This is a genomic window from Paraplanobispora siamensis (genome assembly GCF_016863175.1).
GTDB classification, from domain to species: domain Bacteria; phylum Actinomycetota; class Actinomycetes; order Streptosporangiales; family Streptosporangiaceae; genus Planobispora; species Planobispora siamensis.
Genome location: NZ_BOOJ01000020.1, coordinates 41,961 through 60,809, shown reverse-complemented (window position 1 = coordinate 60,809; position 18,849 = coordinate 41,961). Strand labels below are relative to the sequence as shown.

Sequence of the window (18,849 nt, the reverse complement as noted above, 5' to 3'; positions counted from 1 at the left end):
GACCATACGAGAATAGTGGCCGGGGCCTCATGTCGCGGATATGCGATCGGTTTCGGTCCGGTGAAGGCCTACGGCCGTCGCCCCGCCTGACCGCCGGGCAGCAGCTCCACCCCTTCGGGCAGGCTGCCCTCGTGGGCGGCCTCGGCGAGGAAGAACAGCAGAGTGGCGCGGAAGGCCTGCGCGGCCCGGGTCGGCTCGACGTCCTTGCGGTGGGCGATGGCGATCGTACGCCGCAGGCCGGGAGGCGCCAGCGGGGTCCCCGTCAGGCCGGGCCGCCCGTCCAGGACCATCGAGGGGACCAGCGCGATGCCCAGCCCGGCCTCCACGAAGCGCAGCACGGCGTCCATCTCACCGCCCTCCACCGCGAAGCGCGGCTCGAACCCGGCCTGCCGGCAGGCGCCGAGCGTGGCCTCCCGCAGGTCGTAACCGCGCCGGAACATCACCATCGGCTGCCCGCGCAGCTCCTGGATGCGCAGGTACGGCTTGCGCACGCGCGAGGACGAGGGGGAGACGACGACCAGGTTCTCCCGCAGGATCTCCTCGGTGACCAGGGCGGGGTCGTCGCTCTGCAACGGCATGATGATCAGGGCCAGGTCGAGCTGGCCGCGGGCCAGGGCGCGGACCAGGTCGCGCGAGCCGCCCTCCTCCACCAGCAGCTCGATGCCGGGATAGGCCTGGTGGAAGCGGGCCAGGGCGTCGGCCATCAGCCCCGCGCACAGCGAGGGGGTCGCGCCCAGCCGTACCCGCCCCCGCCGCAGCCCCGCCAGCTCCGCGACCTCCCGCCGGGCGGTGTCGGCGTCGGCCAGCATGCGGCGGGCCAGCGGCAGCAGGGCCTCCCCGGCCGGGGTGAGGGTGACGTTCCCCCGGGCACGGCTGAACAGCGGCGCGCCGAGCTCGGCCTCCAGGGTCTTGATCTGCTTGCTCAGCGACGGCTGGGCGACGCGCATCCGCTCGGCGGCCTGGGTGAAGTGCCGGGTCTCGGCGACCGCGACGAAGTAGGCCAGTTGCTGGAGCTGCACGTTTCCCTAGCGTACGGACACCCCGAGCACCCAGACCCGCGAGGGGGCGCCGGTGAACCAACGGAGGAACGCCCGCAGCGAAGCGAGGACGTGACGAGGGCGGGAGCCGGATCAAGGAGTCCCCGAGCCAGCCGTGCGCAGCACGGCCGTCAACCCTGTGAGCTTAGTCGCACTTACGCCGCTGACCAGGCCATGTAAGGGGCAGGTAAACAGAGGCCATAGCCGGGGGCTATGGAAACCACATCCACGATGACTTGGACGGGACCAAAGTCCTTTTCCTACCTTCGGGGTCGTGACTGCCATGATTGAGCGCGGGAGTTCCACCGCGCCGGTTGAGCCCCCCGCGCGGACCCCCGCGAAGCCAGCGACGCCTCCGAGGAACACCAGGCCGACAACGCCCAGGCGTCGCGGCGGGTTCCTGGGATCCTCCAACGGGAGGAAGGCCGTGATGGCCGTCACGGGCGCCGTACTGGTGCTCTTCCTCGTCGGCCACATGGTCGGCAACCTCAAGGCGTTCCTCGGCGCCGACTCGTTCAACGAGTACGCGAGCTTCCTGCGCACGATGGGCGAGCCGCTGCTCACCTACCGGGTCGCGCTGACCCTCGTCGAGGTCGTGCTGGGCGTCTGCATCGTCCTGCACATGTGGTCGGCGATCTCGCTGGCCCGCCGGGCGGGCAAGGCCCGTCCGGTCAAGTACGCGGCCAGGCGCAAGTCGCAGGCGAACGGCTACGCCGTCCACACCATGCGCTACGGCGGCGTCATCATCCTGCTGTTCGTGATCTACCACCTGCTCGACCTGACCTTCGGCACGGTCAACCCGGCGGGCTGGGACGGCACGCCGTACGAGCGCCTGGTGGAGGGCTTCGCCCCCGGGCGCTGGTGGGTCACCCTCTTCTACGTCGTCGCCGTCGTCATGGTCGGCCTGCACCTGCGCCACGGCCTGTGGAGCGCCTTCCAGACCCTCGGCCTGGCGAGCGGCCGCAGCTACCGCCCGCTGAAGCTCACCGCCGCCGCGATCTCCGCGGTGCTGGTCCTGGGCTTCCTCGTGGTCCCCGTGGCGGTCATGATCGGAGTGATCAAGTGAACGAGCTGTACACCGAGGGCGAGCCGATCCGCGACACCAAGGCTCCCGAGGGACCGATCGAGGACCGCTGGGAGAAGCGGAAGTTCAGCGCCAAGCTGGTCAACCCGGCCAACAAGCGCAAGCTGCACGTCATCGTGGTCGGCACCGGTCTCGCGGGCGGCTCGGCCGCCGCGACCCTGGGCGAGCTGGGCTACAACGTCACGTCGTTCTGCTATCAGGACTCGCCCCGGCGCGCGCACTCCATCGCCGCGCAGGGCGGTATCAACGCGGCCAAGAACTACCGCGGTGACGGCGACTCGATCTACCGGCTGTTCTACGACACCGTCAAGGGCGGCGACTTCCGCGCCCGCGAGTCGAACGTCTACCGCCTGGCCCAGGTCAGCGTGAACATCATCGACCAGGCCGTGGCCCAGGGCGTGCCGTTCGCCCGTGAGTACGGCGGCCTGCTCGACACCCGCTCCTTCGGCGGCGCCCAGGTCTCCCGTACCTTCTACGCCCGCGGCCAGACGGGCCAGCAGCTGCTGCTCGGCGCCTACCAGGCGCTGGAGCGGCAGATCGCGGCCGGGACCGTGAAGATGCACACCCGCCACGAGATGCTCGAACTGATCGTGAGCGACGGCCGGGCGCGCGGCGTCATCGTCCGCGACATGGTCACCGGCGAGATCGAGCGGCACGTCGCCGACGCGGTCGTGCTGGCCACCGGCGGCTACGGCAACGTGTTCTTCCTGTCCACCAACGCCAAGGGCTGCAACACCACGGCGATCTGGCGGGCGCACCGGCGCGGCGCGATGTTCGCCAACCCCTGCTACACGCAGATCCACCCGACCTGCATCCCGGTCAGCGGCGAGTACCAGTCCAAGCTGACCCTGATGTCGGAGTCGCTGCGCAACGACGGCCGCGTGTGGGTCCCGGCCAAGGCCGGCGACACCCGCCCGGCCGCGGAGATCCCCGAGGACGAGCGCGACTACTACCTGGAGCGCATCTACCCGGCCTTCGGCAACCTGGTCCCGCGTGACATCGCCTCGCGGGCGGCCAAGAACGTCTGCGACGAGGGCCGCGGCGTCGGCCCCGGCGGCCTGGGCGTCTACCTCGACTTCGCCGACGCGATCAGCCGTCTCGGCCGGGACGCGGTGGAGAAGAAGTACGGCAACCTCTTCGAGATGTACGAGCGCATCACCGGCGAGGACCCCTACACCCAGCCGATGCGCATCTACCCGGCCGTGCACTACACGATGGGCGGCCTGTGGGTGGACTACGACCTGCAGTCCACGATCCCCGGCCTGTTCGTGATCGGTGAGGCCAACTTCTCCGACCACGGCGCCAACCGCCTGGGCGCCTCCGCGCTGATGCAGGGCCTGGCCGACGGCTACTTCGTGCTGCCGACCACGATCGGCGACTATCTCGCGAACGGTCCCTACGGGGAGGTGGACGAGGAGGCCGTGGCCGAGGCCGAGATCGCGGTCCGCAACAAGATCGAGAAGCTGCTCTCGGTGAACGGCACCCGTACCGCCGACTCCTACCACCGCGAGCTCGGCAAGATCATGTGGGACTACTGCGGCATGGAGCGCACCGAGGAGTCGCTGCGCAAGGCCCTGGAGCGGATCCCCGAGCTCCGCGAGGAGTTCTGGCAGAACGTGAAGGTGTCCGGCCAGGCCGAGGAGCTCAACCAGGCGCTGGAGCGGGCCGGGCGGGTCGCGGACTTCTTCGACCTGGCCGAGCTGATGTGCATCGACGCCCTGCACCGCACCGAGTCGTGCGGCGGCCACTTCCGCGCCGAGTCGCAGGACGCCGACGGCGAGGCCCTGCGCGACGACGAGAACTTCGCCTACGTCGCGGCCTGGGAGTACGGCGAGCAGGGGCCGATCCTGCACAAGGAAGCGCTGGACTACGAGTACGTCAAGATGAGCCAGCGGAGCTACAAGTGAGCGAGCGAGCCAAGGGTATGAACCTCACTCTCAAGGTCTGGCGCCAGAACGGCCCCGAGGACAAGGGCCGCATGGTCACCTACCGGGTCGAGGACGTGTCCCCGGACATGTCCTTCCTGGAGATGCTGGACGTGCTCAACGAGCGGCTCATCCTGGAGGGCGACGACCCGATCGCCTTCGACCACGACTGCCGCGAGGGCATCTGCGGCATGTGCGGCATGGTCATCAACGGTGTCGCGCACGGCGAGCAGGTGGCCACCACCACCTGCCAGCTGCACATGCGGCACTTCGAGGACAACGCGGTCATCACCATCGAGCCGTGGCGCGCCGCGCCGTTCCCGGTGGTCAAGGACCTGGTCGTGGACCGCTCGGCGTTCGACCGGATCATCCAGGCGGGCGGCTTCATCTCCGTCCCGGCCGGTTCGGCCCCCGACGCGCACAGCGTCCCGGTGAAGAAGGTCGACGCCGACGCGGCGTTCGACGCGGCCACCTGCATCGGCTGCGGCGCCTGCGTCGCCGCCTGTCCCAACGGCTCGGCCTCCCTCTTCACCGCCGCCAAGATCACTCACCTGTCCCTGCTCCCCCAGGGCCAGCCCGAGCGCGCCTCCCGCGCCAAGGCCATGGTGGAGCAGATGGACGCCGAGGGCTTCGGCGGCTGCACCAACACCGGCGAGTGCACGGCGGTCTGCCCCAAGGGCATCCCGCTGGACACCATCGCCCGGATGAACCGCGATTACCTCAAGGCATCGAAGTAGTCGCGGATGTGAAGAATGTGAAAGTTGTGTCCCGGTAGGGGAACATGGCTTCCGGGCCGCGGGCCGTACCTTCGTGGGGAGGTACGACCCGCGGTCCCGTTTTTCCGGCCGTCGTGTGCCGCGGCCGTGATGTCCCGCGGCCGTGATGTCCCGCGGCCGTCACGCCGTCCCAGGGTCTCCGAGGGCGGCCTTCACGAAGTCGGCCGTGGTCGTGGCCCAGTAGTCGCGGAACAGGGCGATCCCGCCGTGACGGATCCGGAACACCTGCACGTAGGGGACCCTGAGGGTGTCGCCGGTCGCCTCCACGTCCACGTGGATCTCCATCTCTGCGACGAGCACCTCCGGATCCGCCGTCTCGTGCACCTCCAGCACCGTCCTGTCCTCGTCGACCCGCATCCCGGCCCGCGCGCGGCCGAGGGCGGCGAGCACGGCGCGGATCTCCTCGCGGCCCTCGAAGCGGCGCGGGGTGCCCGGCGGGGCGAACGGGAACTCGACGACCCCGTCCTCCAGGAACATGTCGGCCTGCGCGTCGCGGTCTCCGGCGAGGCCGGTGCGCAGGTAGCGCTCCAGGACCTCGCGCGGATCGATGGTGGTCGTCTTCTTCACGGCACTCTCCTCGCTGGGACCGTGTCATAGAATCGGAGTGCTGACTCCGATTAGAAAATACGGAGCGACGACTCCGTTTGTCAACGAGGTGCCCATGACTTCTCCGGCGACGGGCAGGCCGCTGCGCGCCGACGCCCTGCGCAACCGCGCGCGGATCCTCCAGGCCGCCGAGGCCGTGTTCGCCGAGCAGGGCACCTCCGCCTCGACCGAGGACGTGGCCCGCCGGGCGGGCGTGGGGATCGGCACGGTCTTCCGGCACTTCCCGGCCAAGGAGTCCCTGATCGAGGCCGTCTTCACCGAGCTGATGCGCCGCCTCGCCGACGAGGCCGACGCCCTGGTCTCCGCCCCCGACCCCGGCGAGGCCCTCTTCGCCCTCCTGGCCCGGATGGTCGACATGTCGGCGGCCAAGAACGCCTACGCCGACGCGCTGGCCGCCGCCGGCGTCGACATGGACGAGGCCCTGGCCGAAGGCCGCCGGGAGCTGCCACGCGTCCTGGGCATCCTGCTCACCCGGGCCCAGGAGGCCGGCGCCGTCCGCCCCGACATCGGCGTCCCCGAACTCGTCACCCTCATGGTCGGCATGTCCAGGGCCGCCGAAACCGCACCCCCCGACGTGCGCAGCCGTACCTTCCAGGTCGTCTTCGACGGCCTGCGCACCCCCGTGGAACCCTGACCCCGCCACCGCGAGCCGCGCTCTCTCGGGGGTTCGCCGGTTCAGGGGTGGGCGCGCAGGGCGGCGGCGAACCATTCGAAGGCGGGGGTGACGGTCGGGATCGGTGAGCAGCCGTTGAGGATGCCCATCAGCTGCCAATAGCGCTCCACCCGCCGGTCGGTGAACATCTCGATCTCCTCGGCCAGCCGGGCGCGCTCCCCGGCCGGGATGTCGGGGGCGATGATGCGTTCCAGGACCGCCCCGCCCTCGGGGCTGCCAGGGGCGATGCCCGCCTCCACCGCGCCCCCGGCGTGCTCCACGATCGGGGCGGTGTCGTACGGCTCCCGCTGCTCCTGCGCGGCCTGCGCGCCGGCCACCACTATCTGGCGCACGCGCTGCCGGAAGCCGCCGTCCGCGATGAGCCCGGAGAGCTCGATCCAGGCGTCCACCTGCTCGGAGGTGGGCTCGTCCGGCAGTTCCGCGGGGAGCCGCCGCATCGCCTGGGCGATGTGCCCTCCCGGCGCCTCGGGGCCGACGCCCTCGAAGGCGCGGTCGACGAAGTCGTCGATCAGGCGCTGCCGTTCCCGCGCCGACAGCCTGGCCATCTCGTGCATGAGTCTCATCTCCTCTGCCGTGTTCCCACGCCGGGCGATCGACCGCAGCACCGCGCGCCGCATCCGCAGGGTGCGGATCTCCGCGTCCAGGGCGTCCGCGTGCGTCCTTGCCACCTCGGCCATCGTGGCCTGCCCGGCCAGGACCCGCTGGACGGTGTCCAGGCCGAGTCCCAGCTCGCGGAGGGTCCGGACCAGGTCCAGGCGGGCCACCGCCTCGGCGCCGTAGAGCCGGTGCCCACCGGCGGAACGGCGCGTCGGCGGCAGGATGCCGCTGTCGGACCAGAAGCGGATCGTGCGCACCGACAGGCCGGTGCGGTCGGAGAGCTGCCCGATGGTGAACAGCTGGGTGCGGTCGTTCACGGGACGAGCCTCAATCCTCCAGCGGCTGGAGATTCAATCTCTTTTTCCGCCCATCGTCCCGCACGCCGTACGGCCCCCGGGCCGCACGTCGGGGAAGGGCCAGGCGTATGCCGGCGGTCAGACCCCCGGTGAGGGCGAAGCCGCCCCGCAAAGTGCCGTCGACGAGAGCGGGGAAGGCGGACTCCGTCAGCCCGGCACGGTTGATCCGGCTCTTGAACGTGCCGGGGTTCTTCTCGGGCCTGCTGTCCATGAGCACCGCGTGCCGGTTGGTTTTTCCGCAGGCTCGGTCTGTTTCGCCGCCGGGCGGGGTGGGATCAGCCGAGTTCGGTGACGATCTCCTGGCGGAGGGTCGTGAGGTCGATGTCGGCCTCGGCGAGGATGCGGGCGCCCAGGCCTTCGCCCTCGCGTAGGACGCCGAGCAGGATGTGGCCGTCGGCGATGTGGTTGTGCTTCAGGTGGATCGCCTCGCGCAGGGACAGCTCCAGGGTCTTCTTGGCCCGCGGGGTGAAGGGGATGTGGCGGCCGCCGAAGAGGCGGCCCTTGCGGTCGGGGCGTGCGGGGCGGTCCAGGGCGCCGGGGCCGAAGGCGGCCTCGATCTTCTCCTTGATGGCCGACAGGTCGATGCCGATCGTCTCCAGGGCGTCGGCGTCGATGTCGTCGCCGCCCTGGGGCGGCATCAGCGTGGCGACGGCCTGCATGGCGCGGGCGTGGTCGAGGCCGTGCCGGTCCAGCACCCGGGCCGACAGGCTCTGCGGCTGGGCGAGCAGGCCCAGCAGGATGTGCTCGGTGCCGATGTGGTGGTGCCTGAGCTGCCGGGCGTTCTCCTGGGCGAGGACGACCGCCTGGCGGGCCTCTTGCTGGAAGCGCTCGAACATGGTCACTTCTCCCTTCTCAGGAGCCCCCGGCCCCCCGCGTACTTCTTGTGCACCGCCTGCCGGGAGACCTCCAGGCAGTGGGCGATCTCCTGCCAGGACCATCCCTGCTCGCGCGCGTTCTCCACCTGGAGGGCTTCCAGCCGCTCGACCAGCATCCGCAGGGCCCGTACGGCCCGCAGGCCGACGGAGGGGTCGCGGCTGCTGGCGTCGGAGGCCAGTTGTGCCGTGTCGCTCATGATGTCAATTTATGTTGACGGCGTTCCCTTGTCAACAATAGTTGACAGTCAAGGGAAAATGGTTTGCCCGGCCAGGAAGATCTTGCCAGCCTGTAACGGTTATGCGCTCCCTGCCAGCCGATGATCCCGGCATTCCCGACGCCCGTTCACCGATCCGCTACCTGCTGTGGGTGGCCCGCCGTCAGATGGGCCCCCTGCTGGGCGGCATCGGCTATGCCACCGTGTGGTGGCTGGCCATGGCGCTGGTGCCCGCCGCGATCGGCAAGGCCATCACCGCCATCACGGTCATGGACACCCGCGGGCTGCTGACCTGGGGAGCCGTGGTGCTGGCCCTGGGCGTCGTGCAGGCGGTGACCGGCATCCTGCGGCACCGCATGGCCGTCTACAACTGGCTGAGCGCCGCCTACCGGACCGTCCAGGTCACCGCCAGGCAGGCGACCCGGCTGGGCGCGACGCTGCCCAAGCGCATGTCCACCGGCGAGGTGGTCAGCATCGGCAACTCCGACATCGCCCACATCGGCAACGCGATCGACATCCTGTTGCGCGGCATCGGCTCGCTCGTCGCCATCGGCACGGTGACCGTGATCCTGATCGACGCCTCGCCGCCGCTGGGGCTGATGGTGCTGGTCGGCGTGCCCGTCATGGCCGCCGCCGTCGCGCCGCTGCTCAAGCCGCTGCACCGGCGTCAGCAGGCCCACCGCGACCTGCAGGGCGACCTGTCCACCCGGGCCGCCGACATCGTCGCCGGCCTGCGCGTGCTGCGCGGCATCGGCGGCGAGCAGGTCTTCGCCGACCGCTACGCCGGGGAGTCGCAGCGGGTACGGCACGCGGGCGTCCGGGTGGCCTCGGTCGAGTCGATGCTGGAGGGCGCGCAGATCCTGCTGCCCGGCCTGCTGACCGCCGCGGTGATCTGGGTGGGCGCCGCCTTCGCCGTCCAGGGGGAGATCGACGCGGGCCAGCTCGTCGCCTTCTACGGCTACGCGGTCTTCCTGATCGCCCCGATGCGGACCCTCACCGAGGCGGCCGACAAGCTGACCAAGGGGCACGTCGCCGCCCGCCGGGTGGTGCGGATCCTGAACCTGGAGCCCGAGATGACCGGCGGCACCGGCCGCTCCGAAGGCGGCCTGCTGCGCGACGTGGCCTCCGGGGTGGCGGTCCGGCCCGGGGTGTTCACCGCCGTCGCGGCGGCCACGCCCGAGGAGGCCATCGCCGTCGCCGACCGGCTCGGCCGCTACGCCGACGGCGACGTGGACTTCGGCGACGTGCCGCTGGACACGCTGCCGCTGGCCGAGGTCCGCCGCCGGATCCTGGTCGCCGACAACGGGGCCGCGCTGTTCGCCGGGACGCTCAGGGATGAGCTGGACGTCAGCGGCCGGGCCTCGGCCGACGAGCTGGCCGCGGCGCTGCGCACCGCCTGCGCCGAGGACATCGTCGAGGCCCTGCCCGACGGCCTGGACAGCCGGGTCGCCGAGGCGGGCCGGGAGTTCTCCGGCGGTCAGCGGCAGCGGCTCCGGCTGGCCCGCGCCCTGGTGAACGACCCCGAGGTGCTCATCCTCATCGAGCCCACCAGCGCCGTCGACGCGCACAGCGAGGCCCGCATCGCCGGGCGCCTGGCCGAGGCCCGCGCGGGCAGGACCACGCTGGTCTGCACCACCAGCCCGCTGGTGCTCGACCGCGCCGACCACGTGATCTACGTCGAGGACGGCCTCGTCCAGGCCCAGGGCACGCACCGCGAGCTGCTGGCCACCGCACCCGCCTACACCGCCACCGTCACCCGAGGGGAGGACTGAGCCAGATGAGCAGGCAGATCCTGCCGGTCGCCGGCCAGGCCCAGGTCCGGGCCTACGCCCGCAGGCTCACGCTGAAGTACCCCCGTGAGCTGACCCTGGCGCTGTCCCTGCACGGGCTGTCCGCGGTCACGGGCCTGGTCGTGCCGTGGCTGCTGGGCGGGCTCGTCCAGGACATCAAGGAGGGCGTCGGGGTCGACGTCGCCGTGGTCGCGCTGACCGTGGCGGGCTTCCTGACCCTGCAGGCCGTACTGGTCAGATACGCCGTCCTGGCCTCCTCCAGGCTCGGCGAGAAGGTCCTGGCCGAACTGCGCGAGGAGTTCGTGGGGCGGGTGCTCGGCCTGCCGCTGTCCGTCGTCGAGCGCGCCGGGTCGGGCGACCTGATCAGCCGGACCTCGCGGGATGTGGACTCGCTGTCGCGCACCGTCAGGCACGCCGTGCCCGAGACGCTGATCGCGCTGGTCACCTGCGTGATCACCGTCGGCGCGCTGCTGCTGACCGGGCCGCTGCTGATGCTGCCGTCGCTGCTGGCCGTCCCCGTCCTGTGGATCTCCACACGCTGGTACCTCAAGCGGGCCAGGGACGGCTACCTCCGCGAGAGCGCGGCGTACGCCGACATGACCGACGGCCTGGCCGAGACGGTCAACGGCGCCCGCACGGTGGAGGCGCTGGGCCTGCAGGAGCGCAGGCACCGGCGCACCGACACCGACATCGCCCGCTCGTGGGCGGCCGAGCGCTACACCCTCGGGCTGCGCACGGTCTGGTTCCCGGCGGTCGAGATGGGCTACGTGATCCCGGTGGTGTCCACGCTGGTGGTCGGCGGGCTGTTCTACATCGAGGGCTGGGCCGGGCTGGCCCAGGTCACCGCGGCCACGCTCTACGTGCAGCAGCTGATCGACCCGCTCGACCGGCTGCTCATGTGGATCGACGAGCTCCAGGTCGGCGGGGCCTCCATGGCCCGCCTGCTGGGCGTGGCCGAGGTGCCCGACGACCGCGAGGCGGGCTCCGGCGTCCCCGACGGCGAGGAGCTGCGGGCCGACGGCGTGCGTTACGCCTACCGCGAGGGCCACGACGTGCTGCACGGCATCGACCTGACGGTCCGGCCGGGGGAGCGGCTGGCGATGGTCGGCCCGTCCGGGGCGGGCAAGTCCACGCTCGGCCGCCTGCTGGCGGGCATCCACGGCCCGCGCGAGGGCGCGGTCACGGTCGGCGGCACCCCGCTCGTCGAGCTGCCCCTGGACGACCTGCGCGGCCACGTCGCCCTGGTCACCCAGGAGCACCACGTGTTCCGGGGCACGCTGCGCGACAACGTGCTGATCGCCCGCCCCGACGCAGGCGACGAGCGCGTCCGCGCGTGCCTGGAGGCCGTCGACGCCCGGGAGTGGGTCGAGGCCCTGCCCGCCGGGCTGGACACCGTGGTGGGCTCGGGCGGCGAGACGCTCTCACCGGCTCAGGCCCAGCAGATCGCGCTCGCCCGCCTGGTCCTGGCCGACCCGCACACCCTCGTCCTGGACGAGGCCACCTCGCTGATCGACCCCAGGGCGGCCCGCGACCTGGAACGGTCGCTGGCGGCGGTCCTCGACGGCCGTACGGTGATCGCCATCGCGCACCGCCTCTACACGGCGCACGACGCCGACCGGGTCGCGGTGGTCGAGGACGGCCGGATCAGCGAGCTGGGCTCCCACGACGAGCTCGTGGCCGCCGGCGGGTCCTACGCCGCCCTGTGGAGCAGCTGGCACGGCGCCCCCGAGGGGGCGTCCCCCGGCGCCCGCCGCTGACCGGCGGGCGCCGGGGGTCACTCCACGCCGAGGGCCTTCTTGAGGAACGCCACCTGGAGCAGGAGCAGGTTCTCGGCCACGACCTCCTGCGGGGTCATGTGGGTGACTCCCGACAGCGGCAGCACGCTGTGCTGGCGGCCCGCCGCCAGCAGCGCGGAGGACAGCCGCAGCGTGTGCGCGGCGACCACGTTGTCGTCGGCCAGGCCGTGGACCAGCAGGAGCGGGCGGTCGAGCTTGGCGGCGTCGCCGAACAGGGACGAGGCGTCGTAGTGGCCCTCCTCCGGGTGGCCGAGATAACGCTCGGTGTAGCAGGTGTCGTAGAGACGCCAGTCGGTCACCGGCGCCCCGGCGACGGCCGCGTGGAACACGTCGGGGCGGCGCATCACGGCCAGGGCCGCGAGGAAGCCGCCGAAGGACCAGCCGCGGATCCCGACCCTGGACAGGTCGAGGTCGTCGGGATACTGGGCGGCGGCGCCGTGCAGGGCGTCCACCTGGTCCTGGAGGACCGGCCCGGCCAGGTCGTGCAGGATGGCCCGCTCGAAGGCGGGGCTGCGGCCCGGGGTGCCCCGGCCGTCGGCCACGACCACGGCGAAGCCCTGGTCGGCGAACCACTGGCTGGTGAGGTAGGCCCCGGAGGCGGACAGGACGCGCTGGGCGTGCGGCCCGCCGTACGGGTCCATCAGGACCGGCAGCTTCGCGGACCCGGGCACGTGCCCCGCGGGCAGGATCACGGCGGTGGACAGCTCGCGCTCGCCGGTCCTGATGAGGGAGACCCGCAGGTCCAGGCCGTGCCGCTCGATGTGCGAGGTGATGTGGCCGCGCGGCTTGTGGTGGTGGAAGACCTGGGTCACCGGGCCCTCGCTGTCGAGCGTGTGGCCGGTGATCACCAGGGTGCCGCCCGCGACGTGCCCGCTGTAGACGCCGGCCTCGGAGGGGCTGACCAGGGTGATCCGGCCGTCGCGGTAGGCCCACACGGCGATCTCGGCGGGGTCGCCGCCGCTGGCCCGGAAGAGCACGGTGTCGCCCTCGATGTCGAGGACCTGCCGGACCTGGAGGGTGGAGGGCGTGGCCGGCGCGTCGCCGATGACCAGCCGCCGGCCGCCGTCGGAGTCGGCGACCCAGACGAGGGTGCCGTCGGAGAGGTGCCCGGGCACGCCGGTGACGATCTCCACCCAGGCGTCGTCGGTGTCGCGGCGCAGGAGGGTCGTGGCCCCGGTCACCGGGTCCACCGAGAACACGCTCATCGAGCGCTGGTCGCGGGACATGGTGACGATCACCAGGTCGTGGGCGTCCCAGGTGGCGGTGACGAGGTATTCGTCGGTGAAGGGGACCCGGACGCGTGAGCCGTCCAGGCCGAGGACGAAGAGCTCGACCTCGGCGTTCGGCGTGCCCGCGGCGGGATAGCGCTGCTCGACGGCCGGGCGGGAGGGATTGGCCGGGTCGGCGATGAACCACTTGTGCACCGGCGACTCGTCGGCGCGCTCGACCAGCACCGCGTCACCGGCGGGCGACCACCAGAAGCCCCGCAGGCGGTCCATCTCCTCGGCCGCGACGAACTCCGCCAGGCCGTAGGTCACCTCGGGCTTCTCGGGGCGGGCCAGCGCGTGGTCCACCCCCTGCTCCAGGTCCTGGACGTGGAAGGCGCCGCCGGTCACGTAGCCGACGTGGCCGCCGGTGGGGGACATGCGCGGATCGACCACGGGCCCGGCGGTGGGCAGGCGGCGCACGCCCCCGCTGCGCAGGTCCACGACGTAGAGGCCGCCGGCGAGGGCGAAGGCGGCCGTGGTCACCGCGGTGTCGGTGCTGTAGCCGACGATGCCGCCGGCCTGCTCCCGGCTGCGCTCGCGGCGGGCGCGCTCCTCGGGCGGGAGGTCCCTGTCGTCGGCGTCCAGCGCGCGGGGGTCGACGACCAGCCGTTCGGCGCCGGCGGCGACGTCGAACTCCCACAGGCAGGTGACGGGGTCGGAGCCGCTCTTCGTCCGCAGGAAGACGACCCGTGAGCCGTCGGGCGCGATGGTGAAGCCGCGCGGCACACCGAGACTGAAACGGCGGGTCCGGGCGTGCAGACGAGGAAAGCTCTCACTCATACCGTCCATCCTGCCAGCTCCGCCGGACAGTGCAGGTGTGCGGAGCCCGTACGCGCCCGGCGGCGCCGGTGCCCCGGCGACAGGAGCCGGTGCCCGCGTGACACCTGTCACCGGCAGGGGCGCGGGAGACCCCGGCCGCCCCGCGGACCCGCCGCCCCCGGCCCCCGATACGCTCATGGCATGAATGACCGGCGCCTGCTGCTCGTGCACGCCCACCCCGACGACGAGACGATCGGCACCGGGGCCACCATGGCCAAGTACGCCGCCGAGGGCGCCCACGTCACCCTCGTCACCTGCACCCTCGGCGAGGAGGGCGAGGTCATCCCGCCCGAGCTGGCCCACCTGGCCGCCGACCGCGACGACACCCTGGGCGAACACCGCATCGGCGAGCTCGCCGCGGCCTGCAAGGCGCTGGGCGTCACCGACCACCGCTTCCTGGGCGCCCCCGGCCGCTGGCGCGACTCCGGGATGATGGGCGTGGCCTCCAACCACCGCGCGAACGCCTTCTGGCAGGCGGACCCGGACGAGGCGGCCGGCGAGCTGGTCAAGGTGATCCGCGAGGTACGGCCCCAGGTCCTGGTCACCTACGACGAGAACGGCTTCTACGGCCACCCCGACCACATCCAGGCCCACCGCGTCTCCCGGCGGGCCTTCGACCTGGCCGCCGACCCGGGCTTCGGCGAGGGCGAGCCGTGGCGGATCGCCAAGTTCTATCTCACCGCCCTGCCCCGCTCGGTCATGCGGCGCTCCGCCGAGGCGATGCGCGAGGCGGGCATCGGCTTCGTCGTCGAGGAGTCCGTGGACGACCTGCCGTTCGGCTGCGCCGACCGGGACGTCACCACCGAGATCGACGCCCGCGCGTACGTCGGCGCCAAGCTCGAGGCGATGCGCGCGCACGCCACCCAGATCAGCGTGGACGCGCCCTGGTACGCCCTGTCCAACGGGATCGGCCAGCAGGCGCTCGGGGTCGAGCACTTCATCCTGCACTCCGGCGTCCCGGGTCCGGCCGGGCCGGGCGCGCCGGCCGAGGCGGGCGGCGTCGGCGAGCCGTACGACCGCGAGAACGATCTCTTCGCGGGCATCGGATAGCCTCGGTGGTTGTGATGGAGCAGGTCCCGGCGGGCACGAGGCCGTCGTGGCGGGGCGCGGCCGCCGTGGCGACGTACGCCGCGCTCACCGTGCCCGGTCTTCTCATGGGCGTGCTGGGCGGGTTCCACCACTCGTGGTACCTGCGGCCCGTCCCGGTCGCGGCCATCGCCTGGGTCGTGGCTCTGTTCGCGGCCTGCTACGGCGCCGGCCGGGGGATCGGCGGCAAGGCGGCCGCCCTGGCGCCCGCGGTGGGCTGGATCCTGGTCACGATGCTCTGGCTGGGCGAGCGCCCCGAGGGCGACGTGGTGGTGGCCAACGACCTGTCGGGCTACGTCTACCTCTACGGGGGCGTGTTCGCCGTCATGGCGGGCGTCCTGCTCGTCCCGTCGAGGGGCGGCGGGTCCTGGCTGCTCACCCCGCATCCGTACGGCCCCGCCCCGGTCAGGTCCGATCCGTCCTGATTGCATAAGGTGGCCTGCGTGCAGACAGATGATCGGGCGGACCGGGATTCCTACCGCAGGGCCATGGGCCGGTTCGCGACCGGCGTCGCCGTCGTCACCACCCGCCGTGACGACGCCGACTACGCGATGACCATCAACTCCCTGGCCTCGGTCTCCCTCGATCCGCTGCTCGCGCTGTTCTGCGTGGAGAAGATCGCCCGCTTCCACGACGCGGTGCTCTCGGCCGGGATATGGGGGGTGTCGATCCTGCCGGACTCCGCCGAGGAGGTCTCCCGCTTCTTCGCCCACCGCGGCCGCCCCCTCACCGGCCAGCTCGACGCGCACCCGCACCACCACGGCCGGCTCGGCGTCGCGCTGTTCGACGACGCCCTGGCCACCCTCGAGTGCCGCACCGCCGCGGTCCACGACGGCGGCGACCACTCCATCGTGGTCGGCGAGGTGGTCGCGGTGGCGACCCCGGCCGACGGCTCCCCGCTGCTGTATCACGAGGGTCGCTACCGCCGGCTGGCCGAATAGCGGACAATCACCGGTATGCGGCGGTGGCATCGGGTGCGGCGGGTCGTCAACTACGTGAACCTCTCCACGCCCCTGGGGCTGCTGGTGGCGCGCCTGGGCCGCGCGCGGGTGACCCCCGGGCCCGACGGCCTGCTGCTGGCGTACGGCTACCGCATCCCGTTCCCGGTCGCGGGGGCCTTCACCCTCGGGAACGTGGTGCTGACCCGGCACGAGGAGGGCCGCCTGACCGGTCACCTGCTCCGGCACGAGGACCGGCACGCCTCGCAGTACGCGGCCTGCGCGGGCGTGTTCATGCTCCCGCTCTATGTGGTGGCGGTGGTCGTCTCGATGCTGATCTGCGGGAACCAGGCCTCCTGGAACGTCTTCGAGCGCCTGGCCAACCTGGAGGACGGCAACTATCCCCGCAGATCGCCCTGGTGGGTCCGCTCGAAGACGCCCTGAGACGGGCTCACCCGGCGGGCGCCAGCGTCAGCGTGTTCGCCGCCGCCTTCTCGACCGCCTCCCGCCCGGAGAGCATCGGCAGGGTCCTGCCGCTCGCCCACAGGGGCGCCTGGTCGGCGTAGTTGTCGTGGAAGGCGTGGCCGGAGGCGCCGGTCAGGTTGATCCACTGCGACCGGTCGAAGCCGGCCAGGTCGACGACCATCCGCATGGAGGGCAGCCACCCCACCTCGTAGCCGTCCTGGACGTCCCAGCCGATGGCGTTGACCGCGTCGTCGTTGCCGCCCAGGGGGAACGGCCCCCGGTTGAACAGCCACTCGATCGGGGTGATCCCCGAGGTGCCCAGGGACTGGTGGACCAGGGTGAGGGAGTGCAGGTCGCCCCAGCGCCACTGCCCGGGGTCCGGGCCCAGGCGGGCGCTCAGCTCGTCGTAGGCCCGGCCCAGGGCCCGGCGCAGCATGTCGTCCCTGGTCTCGGTGAGGTCCGTCCTGACGTCGTCCCAGAACGGGTCGTCGGGCCGGTCCAGCATGACGCGCACCACCTCGAACCAGCGGTCGCCGCCGCCCGGCCGCGCGCCCTCGGGCAGGTCGTCGTTGAAGGTCTCGATCAGCAGGTGGCGCCAGACGGCGTTGAAGTACATCGCGGGGGCGGAGCCGGACCCCTGCGAGCCGTCCCAGCCGCGCAGCAGCGCGCGGGCCTGCTCGGCGGGCCCGGCGACGTCGAGTTCCATCAGCGCGGGCACCAGGAAGCGGGCGAGGCCGTTGTGGGTGTCCTGCTGCAGGCGGCCCATCGCCGCGACGTCCACCTTGCCCCTGTCCAGCTCGGCGCGGAGCAGGTCCAGGATGCGCTGGGAGCGGTAGCCGTACGCCCAGTCCGTCGTGAGCATGTGCGGATAGCGCCCGGGGTCGATGACCGCGTTGTTGGCGGTCACGATGTAGCCCTCCGGCGGGTTGTACAGGGAGGGCAGCTCGTCGAAGGGGATCGTGCCCTTCCAGGCGTACTCGCCGGTCCAGCCGGGCACCGGCCAGGTGCCGTCGCCGAGGGTCCTGACCGGGATCCGGCCGGGCGCCTGGTAGCCGATGTTGCCCTCGGTGTCGGCGTAGACCAGGTTCTGCGCGGGCACGTCGAACAGGGCCGCCGCCGTGCGGAACTCCTGCCAGTTCTGCGCCGCGTCGATCGCGAAGATCGCGTCTGCGCTCTTGCCGGGCTCCAGCGCGGTCCACTTCAGCGCGACCGCGTCGGCCTCCTGCCCGGCGGCCTCGGCGGCGCCGGGCAGAGCGTTCGTCACGTTCTCCATGACGTCGGAGATGATCGGCCCGTGCATGGTGTCCCGGACCTCCAGGCGGACCGGGGGCCCGCCCGCCACCTTGATCGTCTCGGTCCTGACGGTCAGCGGCCGCCACTGGCCCATGAACAGGTAGGAGCCGTCCTCGACCTTCTCCATGTACAGGTCGGCCACGTCCGGGCCGAGGTTCGTGAAGCCCCACGCGATCTTGTCGTTGTGGCCGATGATCACGCCGGGCACGCCGGAGAAGGTGAAGCCGGTGACGTCGAAGGGACAGGTTGCGCTTTTCGTACGGCAGTGCAGCCCCGCCTGGTACCAGACCGAGGGCATGGCGGCCGACAGGTGCGGGTCGTTGGCCAGCAGCGGCTTGCCGGAGGCGGTGTGCCGCCCGTCCACCACCCAGGAGTTGGAGCCGATGCCGTTGCCGCCGGCGGGGTCGCCCAGCAGGCTCGGCACCGCCCGCATCGCCCGCGCGGCCCGGGTCAGCGCGCCTGCGCCGGTCGCCACGCCGTCCCGGGACGGCTCCCCGTCCTGGTCGAACCTTCCCCGGACCACCGTGCCCCGGGTCACGATCGGCTGGTGGTCGTCGAACGGGTAGTCCGGCCACAGCTGCTCCACCCGCTCGGGCGGCAGCTTCGTGGCGGCCAGGGCCCGGCCGATCTCGTCTGACATGTTGGAGCGCAGGTCCCAGGCCATGGCCTTGAGCCAGGCCAGGGAGTCGGCCGGGGTCCACGGCTCGGGCTCGTAGGCGGAGTTGGTCAGCTTGAGCACGCCGTACTCCAGGCTCCGCTCGGAGGCGCCCCGGTGCCGCTCCAGCCAGGAGTTCACGCCCTTGGCGTAGGCGTCGAGGTAGTGCCGGGTGCTCTCGGCGAGCGTCGGCAGCTCCTCCTCGGCCACCCTGCGCCAGCCCATGGTCCGGATGACCTTGTCCTCGGTGAGGGTCGCGGAGCCGAACATCTCCGACAGCCGCCCGGCGGTCACGTGCCGCCGGAAGTCCATCTCGAAGAACCGGTCCTGCGCGTGGACGTATCCCTGGGCCAGGAACAGGTCCTCCGGAGAGTCCGCATAGATGTGCGGAATGCCCGTCTTGTCGCGATATACGGTGACCTTGCCGGTCAGGCCGTCCACCTTGAGCTCGCCCGACACCTGGGGGAAGGACGCGCGCACGTTCCACACGACCACCCCGCCCAGGGCCAGCCCGAGCACCACCAGCACGGTGAGCACCCGCGCCGGCCACCGCAGCGGCCGGGGCATCCAGGCATACGGCCGGAACCTCAACACA

The 18,849-nt window shown here is 72.1% G+C and carries 17 protein-coding genes; 10 read left to right on the top strand and 7 right to left on the bottom strand.

What is annotated here, in order from left to right; genetic code table 11:
* Window positions 1-68: 68 nt before the first annotated feature.
* A complete protein-coding gene (locus tag Psi01_RS10430; RefSeq protein ID WP_204063750.1) occupies window positions 69-1,019 on the bottom strand; it encodes a LysR family transcriptional regulator in 951 nt (316 codons plus the stop codon).
* A 301-nt stretch (window positions 1,020-1,320) separates the two neighbouring features.
* Here Psi01_RS10430 and Psi01_RS10425 point away from each other — a divergent pair, with 301 nt between their 5' ends.
* From Psi01_RS10425 to Psi01_RS10415, 3 genes are read left to right on the top strand one after another with little or no spacing between them, the layout of a single operon-like run.
* Window positions 1,321-2,103, top strand: coding sequence for a succinate dehydrogenase cytochrome b subunit (locus Psi01_RS10425; protein WP_204063773.1), 783 nt, complete (start codon window positions 1,321-1,323; stop codon window positions 2,101-2,103).
* Window positions 2,100-4,028: a fumarate reductase/succinate dehydrogenase flavoprotein subunit gene (locus tag Psi01_RS10420; protein WP_204063749.1), complete on the top strand. Its 1,929-nt coding sequence runs from the start codon at window positions 2,100-2,102 to the stop codon at window positions 4,026-4,028. The genes Psi01_RS10425 and Psi01_RS10420 overlap by 4 nt, the downstream gene beginning before the upstream one ends.
* 17 nt (window positions 4,029-4,045) lie before the next feature.
* On the top strand, window positions 4,046-4,783 hold the full coding sequence (locus Psi01_RS10415) for a succinate dehydrogenase/fumarate reductase iron-sulfur subunit (RefSeq protein WP_204063772.1): 738 nt from the start codon (window positions 4,046-4,048) through the stop codon (window positions 4,781-4,783).
* 159 nt (window positions 4,784-4,942) lie between these two features.
* Here the strand turns inward: Psi01_RS10415 and Psi01_RS10410 are convergent, their stop codons facing one another.
* On the bottom strand, window positions 4,943-5,389 hold the full coding sequence (locus Psi01_RS10410) for a nuclear transport factor 2 family protein (protein ID WP_204063748.1): 447 nt from the start codon (window positions 5,387-5,389) through the stop codon (window positions 4,943-4,945).
* A gap of 94 nt (window positions 5,390-5,483) precedes the next feature.
* Here Psi01_RS10410 and Psi01_RS10405 point away from each other — a divergent pair, with 94 nt between their 5' ends.
* Entirely contained in the window at window positions 5,484-6,062 is a 579-nt protein-coding gene (locus tag Psi01_RS10405; RefSeq protein WP_204063747.1) for a TetR/AcrR family transcriptional regulator, read from the top strand.
* A gap of 41 nt (window positions 6,063-6,103) precedes the next feature.
* Here the strand turns inward: Psi01_RS10405 and Psi01_RS10400 are convergent, their stop codons facing one another.
* From Psi01_RS10400 to Psi01_RS10390, 3 genes are all read right to left on the bottom strand, one after another.
* Entirely contained in the window at window positions 6,104-7,015 is a 912-nt protein-coding gene (locus Psi01_RS10400) for a helix-turn-helix domain-containing protein (RefSeq protein WP_204063746.1), read from the bottom strand.
* Window positions 7,016-7,329: 314 nt separating this feature from the next.
* Window positions 7,330-7,890: a Clp protease N-terminal domain-containing protein gene (locus tag Psi01_RS10395; protein ID WP_239127441.1), complete on the bottom strand. Its 561-nt coding sequence runs from the start codon at window positions 7,888-7,890 to the stop codon at window positions 7,330-7,332.
* Window positions 7,891-7,892: 2 nt separating this feature from the next.
* Entirely contained in the window at window positions 7,893-8,126 is a 234-nt protein-coding gene (locus tag Psi01_RS10390) for an RNA polymerase subunit sigma-70 (protein WP_204063744.1), read from the bottom strand.
* Between the two features lie 101 nt (window positions 8,127-8,227).
* Here Psi01_RS10390 and Psi01_RS10385 point away from each other — a divergent pair, with 101 nt between their 5' ends.
* Both Psi01_RS10385 and Psi01_RS10380 read left to right on the top strand, forming a co-directional pair.
* Window positions 8,228-9,916, top strand: a complete 1,689-nt coding sequence (locus Psi01_RS10385; RefSeq protein ID WP_204063743.1) for an ABC transporter ATP-binding protein — start codon at window positions 8,228-8,230, stop codon at window positions 9,914-9,916.
* A gap of 5 nt (window positions 9,917-9,921) precedes the next feature.
* Window positions 9,922-11,691 carry an ABC transporter ATP-binding protein gene (locus Psi01_RS10380; protein WP_204063742.1) on the top strand — a complete coding sequence of 590 codons (1,770 nt, stop codon included), beginning with the start codon at window positions 9,922-9,924 and terminating at the stop codon, window positions 11,689-11,691.
* 17 nt (window positions 11,692-11,708) lie between these two features.
* Here Psi01_RS10380 and Psi01_RS10375 read toward each other — a convergent pair whose 3' ends face one another.
* Window positions 11,709-13,778 carry a S9 family peptidase gene (locus Psi01_RS10375; protein ID WP_204063741.1) on the bottom strand — a complete coding sequence of 690 codons (2,070 nt, stop codon included), beginning with the start codon at window positions 13,776-13,778 and terminating at the stop codon, window positions 11,709-11,711.
* Window positions 13,779-13,958: 180 nt separating this feature from the next.
* Between Psi01_RS10375 and mshB the strand changes: the two genes are divergently transcribed.
* From mshB to Psi01_RS10355, 4 genes are read left to right on the top strand one after another with little or no spacing between them, the layout of a single operon-like run.
* Window positions 13,959-14,867: an N-acetyl-1-D-myo-inositol-2-amino-2-deoxy-alpha-D-glucopyranoside deacetylase gene (gene mshB / locus Psi01_RS10370; protein WP_204063740.1), complete on the top strand. Its 909-nt coding sequence runs from the start codon at window positions 13,959-13,961 to the stop codon at window positions 14,865-14,867.
* A 14-nt stretch (window positions 14,868-14,881) separates the two neighbouring features.
* Window positions 14,882-15,328, top strand: coding sequence for a DUF6113 family protein (locus tag Psi01_RS10365; protein ID WP_239127439.1), 447 nt, complete (start codon window positions 14,882-14,884; stop codon window positions 15,326-15,328).
* Between the two features lie 18 nt (window positions 15,329-15,346).
* Entirely contained in the window at window positions 15,347-15,844 is a 498-nt protein-coding gene (locus tag Psi01_RS10360; RefSeq protein ID WP_239127432.1) for a flavin reductase family protein, read from the top strand.
* Window positions 15,845-15,859: 15 nt separating this feature from the next.
* On the top strand, window positions 15,860-16,285 hold the full coding sequence (locus tag Psi01_RS10355; protein ID WP_204063738.1) for a hypothetical protein: 426 nt from the start codon (window positions 15,860-15,862) through the stop codon (window positions 16,283-16,285).
* A gap of 7 nt (window positions 16,286-16,292) precedes the next feature.
* On the opposite strand, the gene Psi01_RS10350 is transcribed toward Psi01_RS10355, so the two are convergent.
* The gene (locus tag Psi01_RS10350) at window positions 16,293-18,821 is read right to left on the bottom strand and encodes a penicillin acylase family protein (protein WP_239127437.1); all 2,529 of its coding nucleotides are present in this window, start codon (window positions 18,819-18,821) and stop codon (window positions 16,293-16,295) included.
* Between the last annotated feature and the right edge of the window lie 28 nt (window positions 18,822-18,849).

What these genes read in the sequence shown, in the direction of transcription:
- Psi01_RS10425 (WP_204063773.1), top strand. Translation starts at nt 1,321, where the DNA reads ATGATTGAGCGCGGGAGTTCCACCGCGCCGGTTGAGCCCCCCGCGCGG.
- Psi01_RS10415 (WP_204063772.1), top strand. Translation starts at nt 4,046, where the DNA reads ATGAACCTCACTCTCAAGGTCTGGCGCCAGAACGGCCCCGAGGACAAG.
- Psi01_RS10405 (WP_204063747.1), top strand. Translation starts at nt 5,484, where the DNA reads ATGACTTCTCCGGCGACGGGCAGGCCGCTGCGCGCCGACGCCCTGCGC.
- Psi01_RS10395 (WP_239127441.1), bottom strand. Translation starts at nt 7,890, where the DNA reads ATGTTCGAGCGCTTCCAGCAAGAGGCCCGCCAGGCGGTCGTCCTCGCC.
- Psi01_RS10390 (WP_204063744.1), bottom strand. Translation starts at nt 8,126, where the DNA reads ATGAGCGACACGGCACAACTGGCCTCCGACGCCAGCAGCCGCGACCCC.
- Psi01_RS10385 (WP_204063743.1), top strand. Translation starts at nt 8,228, where the DNA reads ATGCGCTCCCTGCCAGCCGATGATCCCGGCATTCCCGACGCCCGTTCA.
- Psi01_RS10380 (WP_204063742.1), top strand. Translation starts at nt 9,922, where the DNA reads ATGAGCAGGCAGATCCTGCCGGTCGCCGGCCAGGCCCAGGTCCGGGCC.
- Psi01_RS10375 (WP_204063741.1), bottom strand. Translation starts at nt 13,778, where the DNA reads ATGAGTGAGAGCTTTCCTCGTCTGCACGCCCGGACCCGCCGTTTCAGT.
- mshB (WP_204063740.1), top strand. Translation starts at nt 13,959, where the DNA reads ATGAATGACCGGCGCCTGCTGCTCGTGCACGCCCACCCCGACGACGAG.
- Psi01_RS10365 (WP_239127439.1), top strand. Translation starts at nt 14,882, where the DNA reads ATGGAGCAGGTCCCGGCGGGCACGAGGCCGTCGTGGCGGGGCGCGGCC.
- Psi01_RS10355 (WP_204063738.1), top strand. Translation starts at nt 15,860, where the DNA reads ATGCGGCGGTGGCATCGGGTGCGGCGGGTCGTCAACTACGTGAACCTC.
- Psi01_RS10350 (WP_239127437.1), bottom strand. Translation starts at nt 18,821, where the DNA reads ATGCCCCGGCCGCTGCGGTGGCCGGCGCGGGTGCTCACCGTGCTGGTG.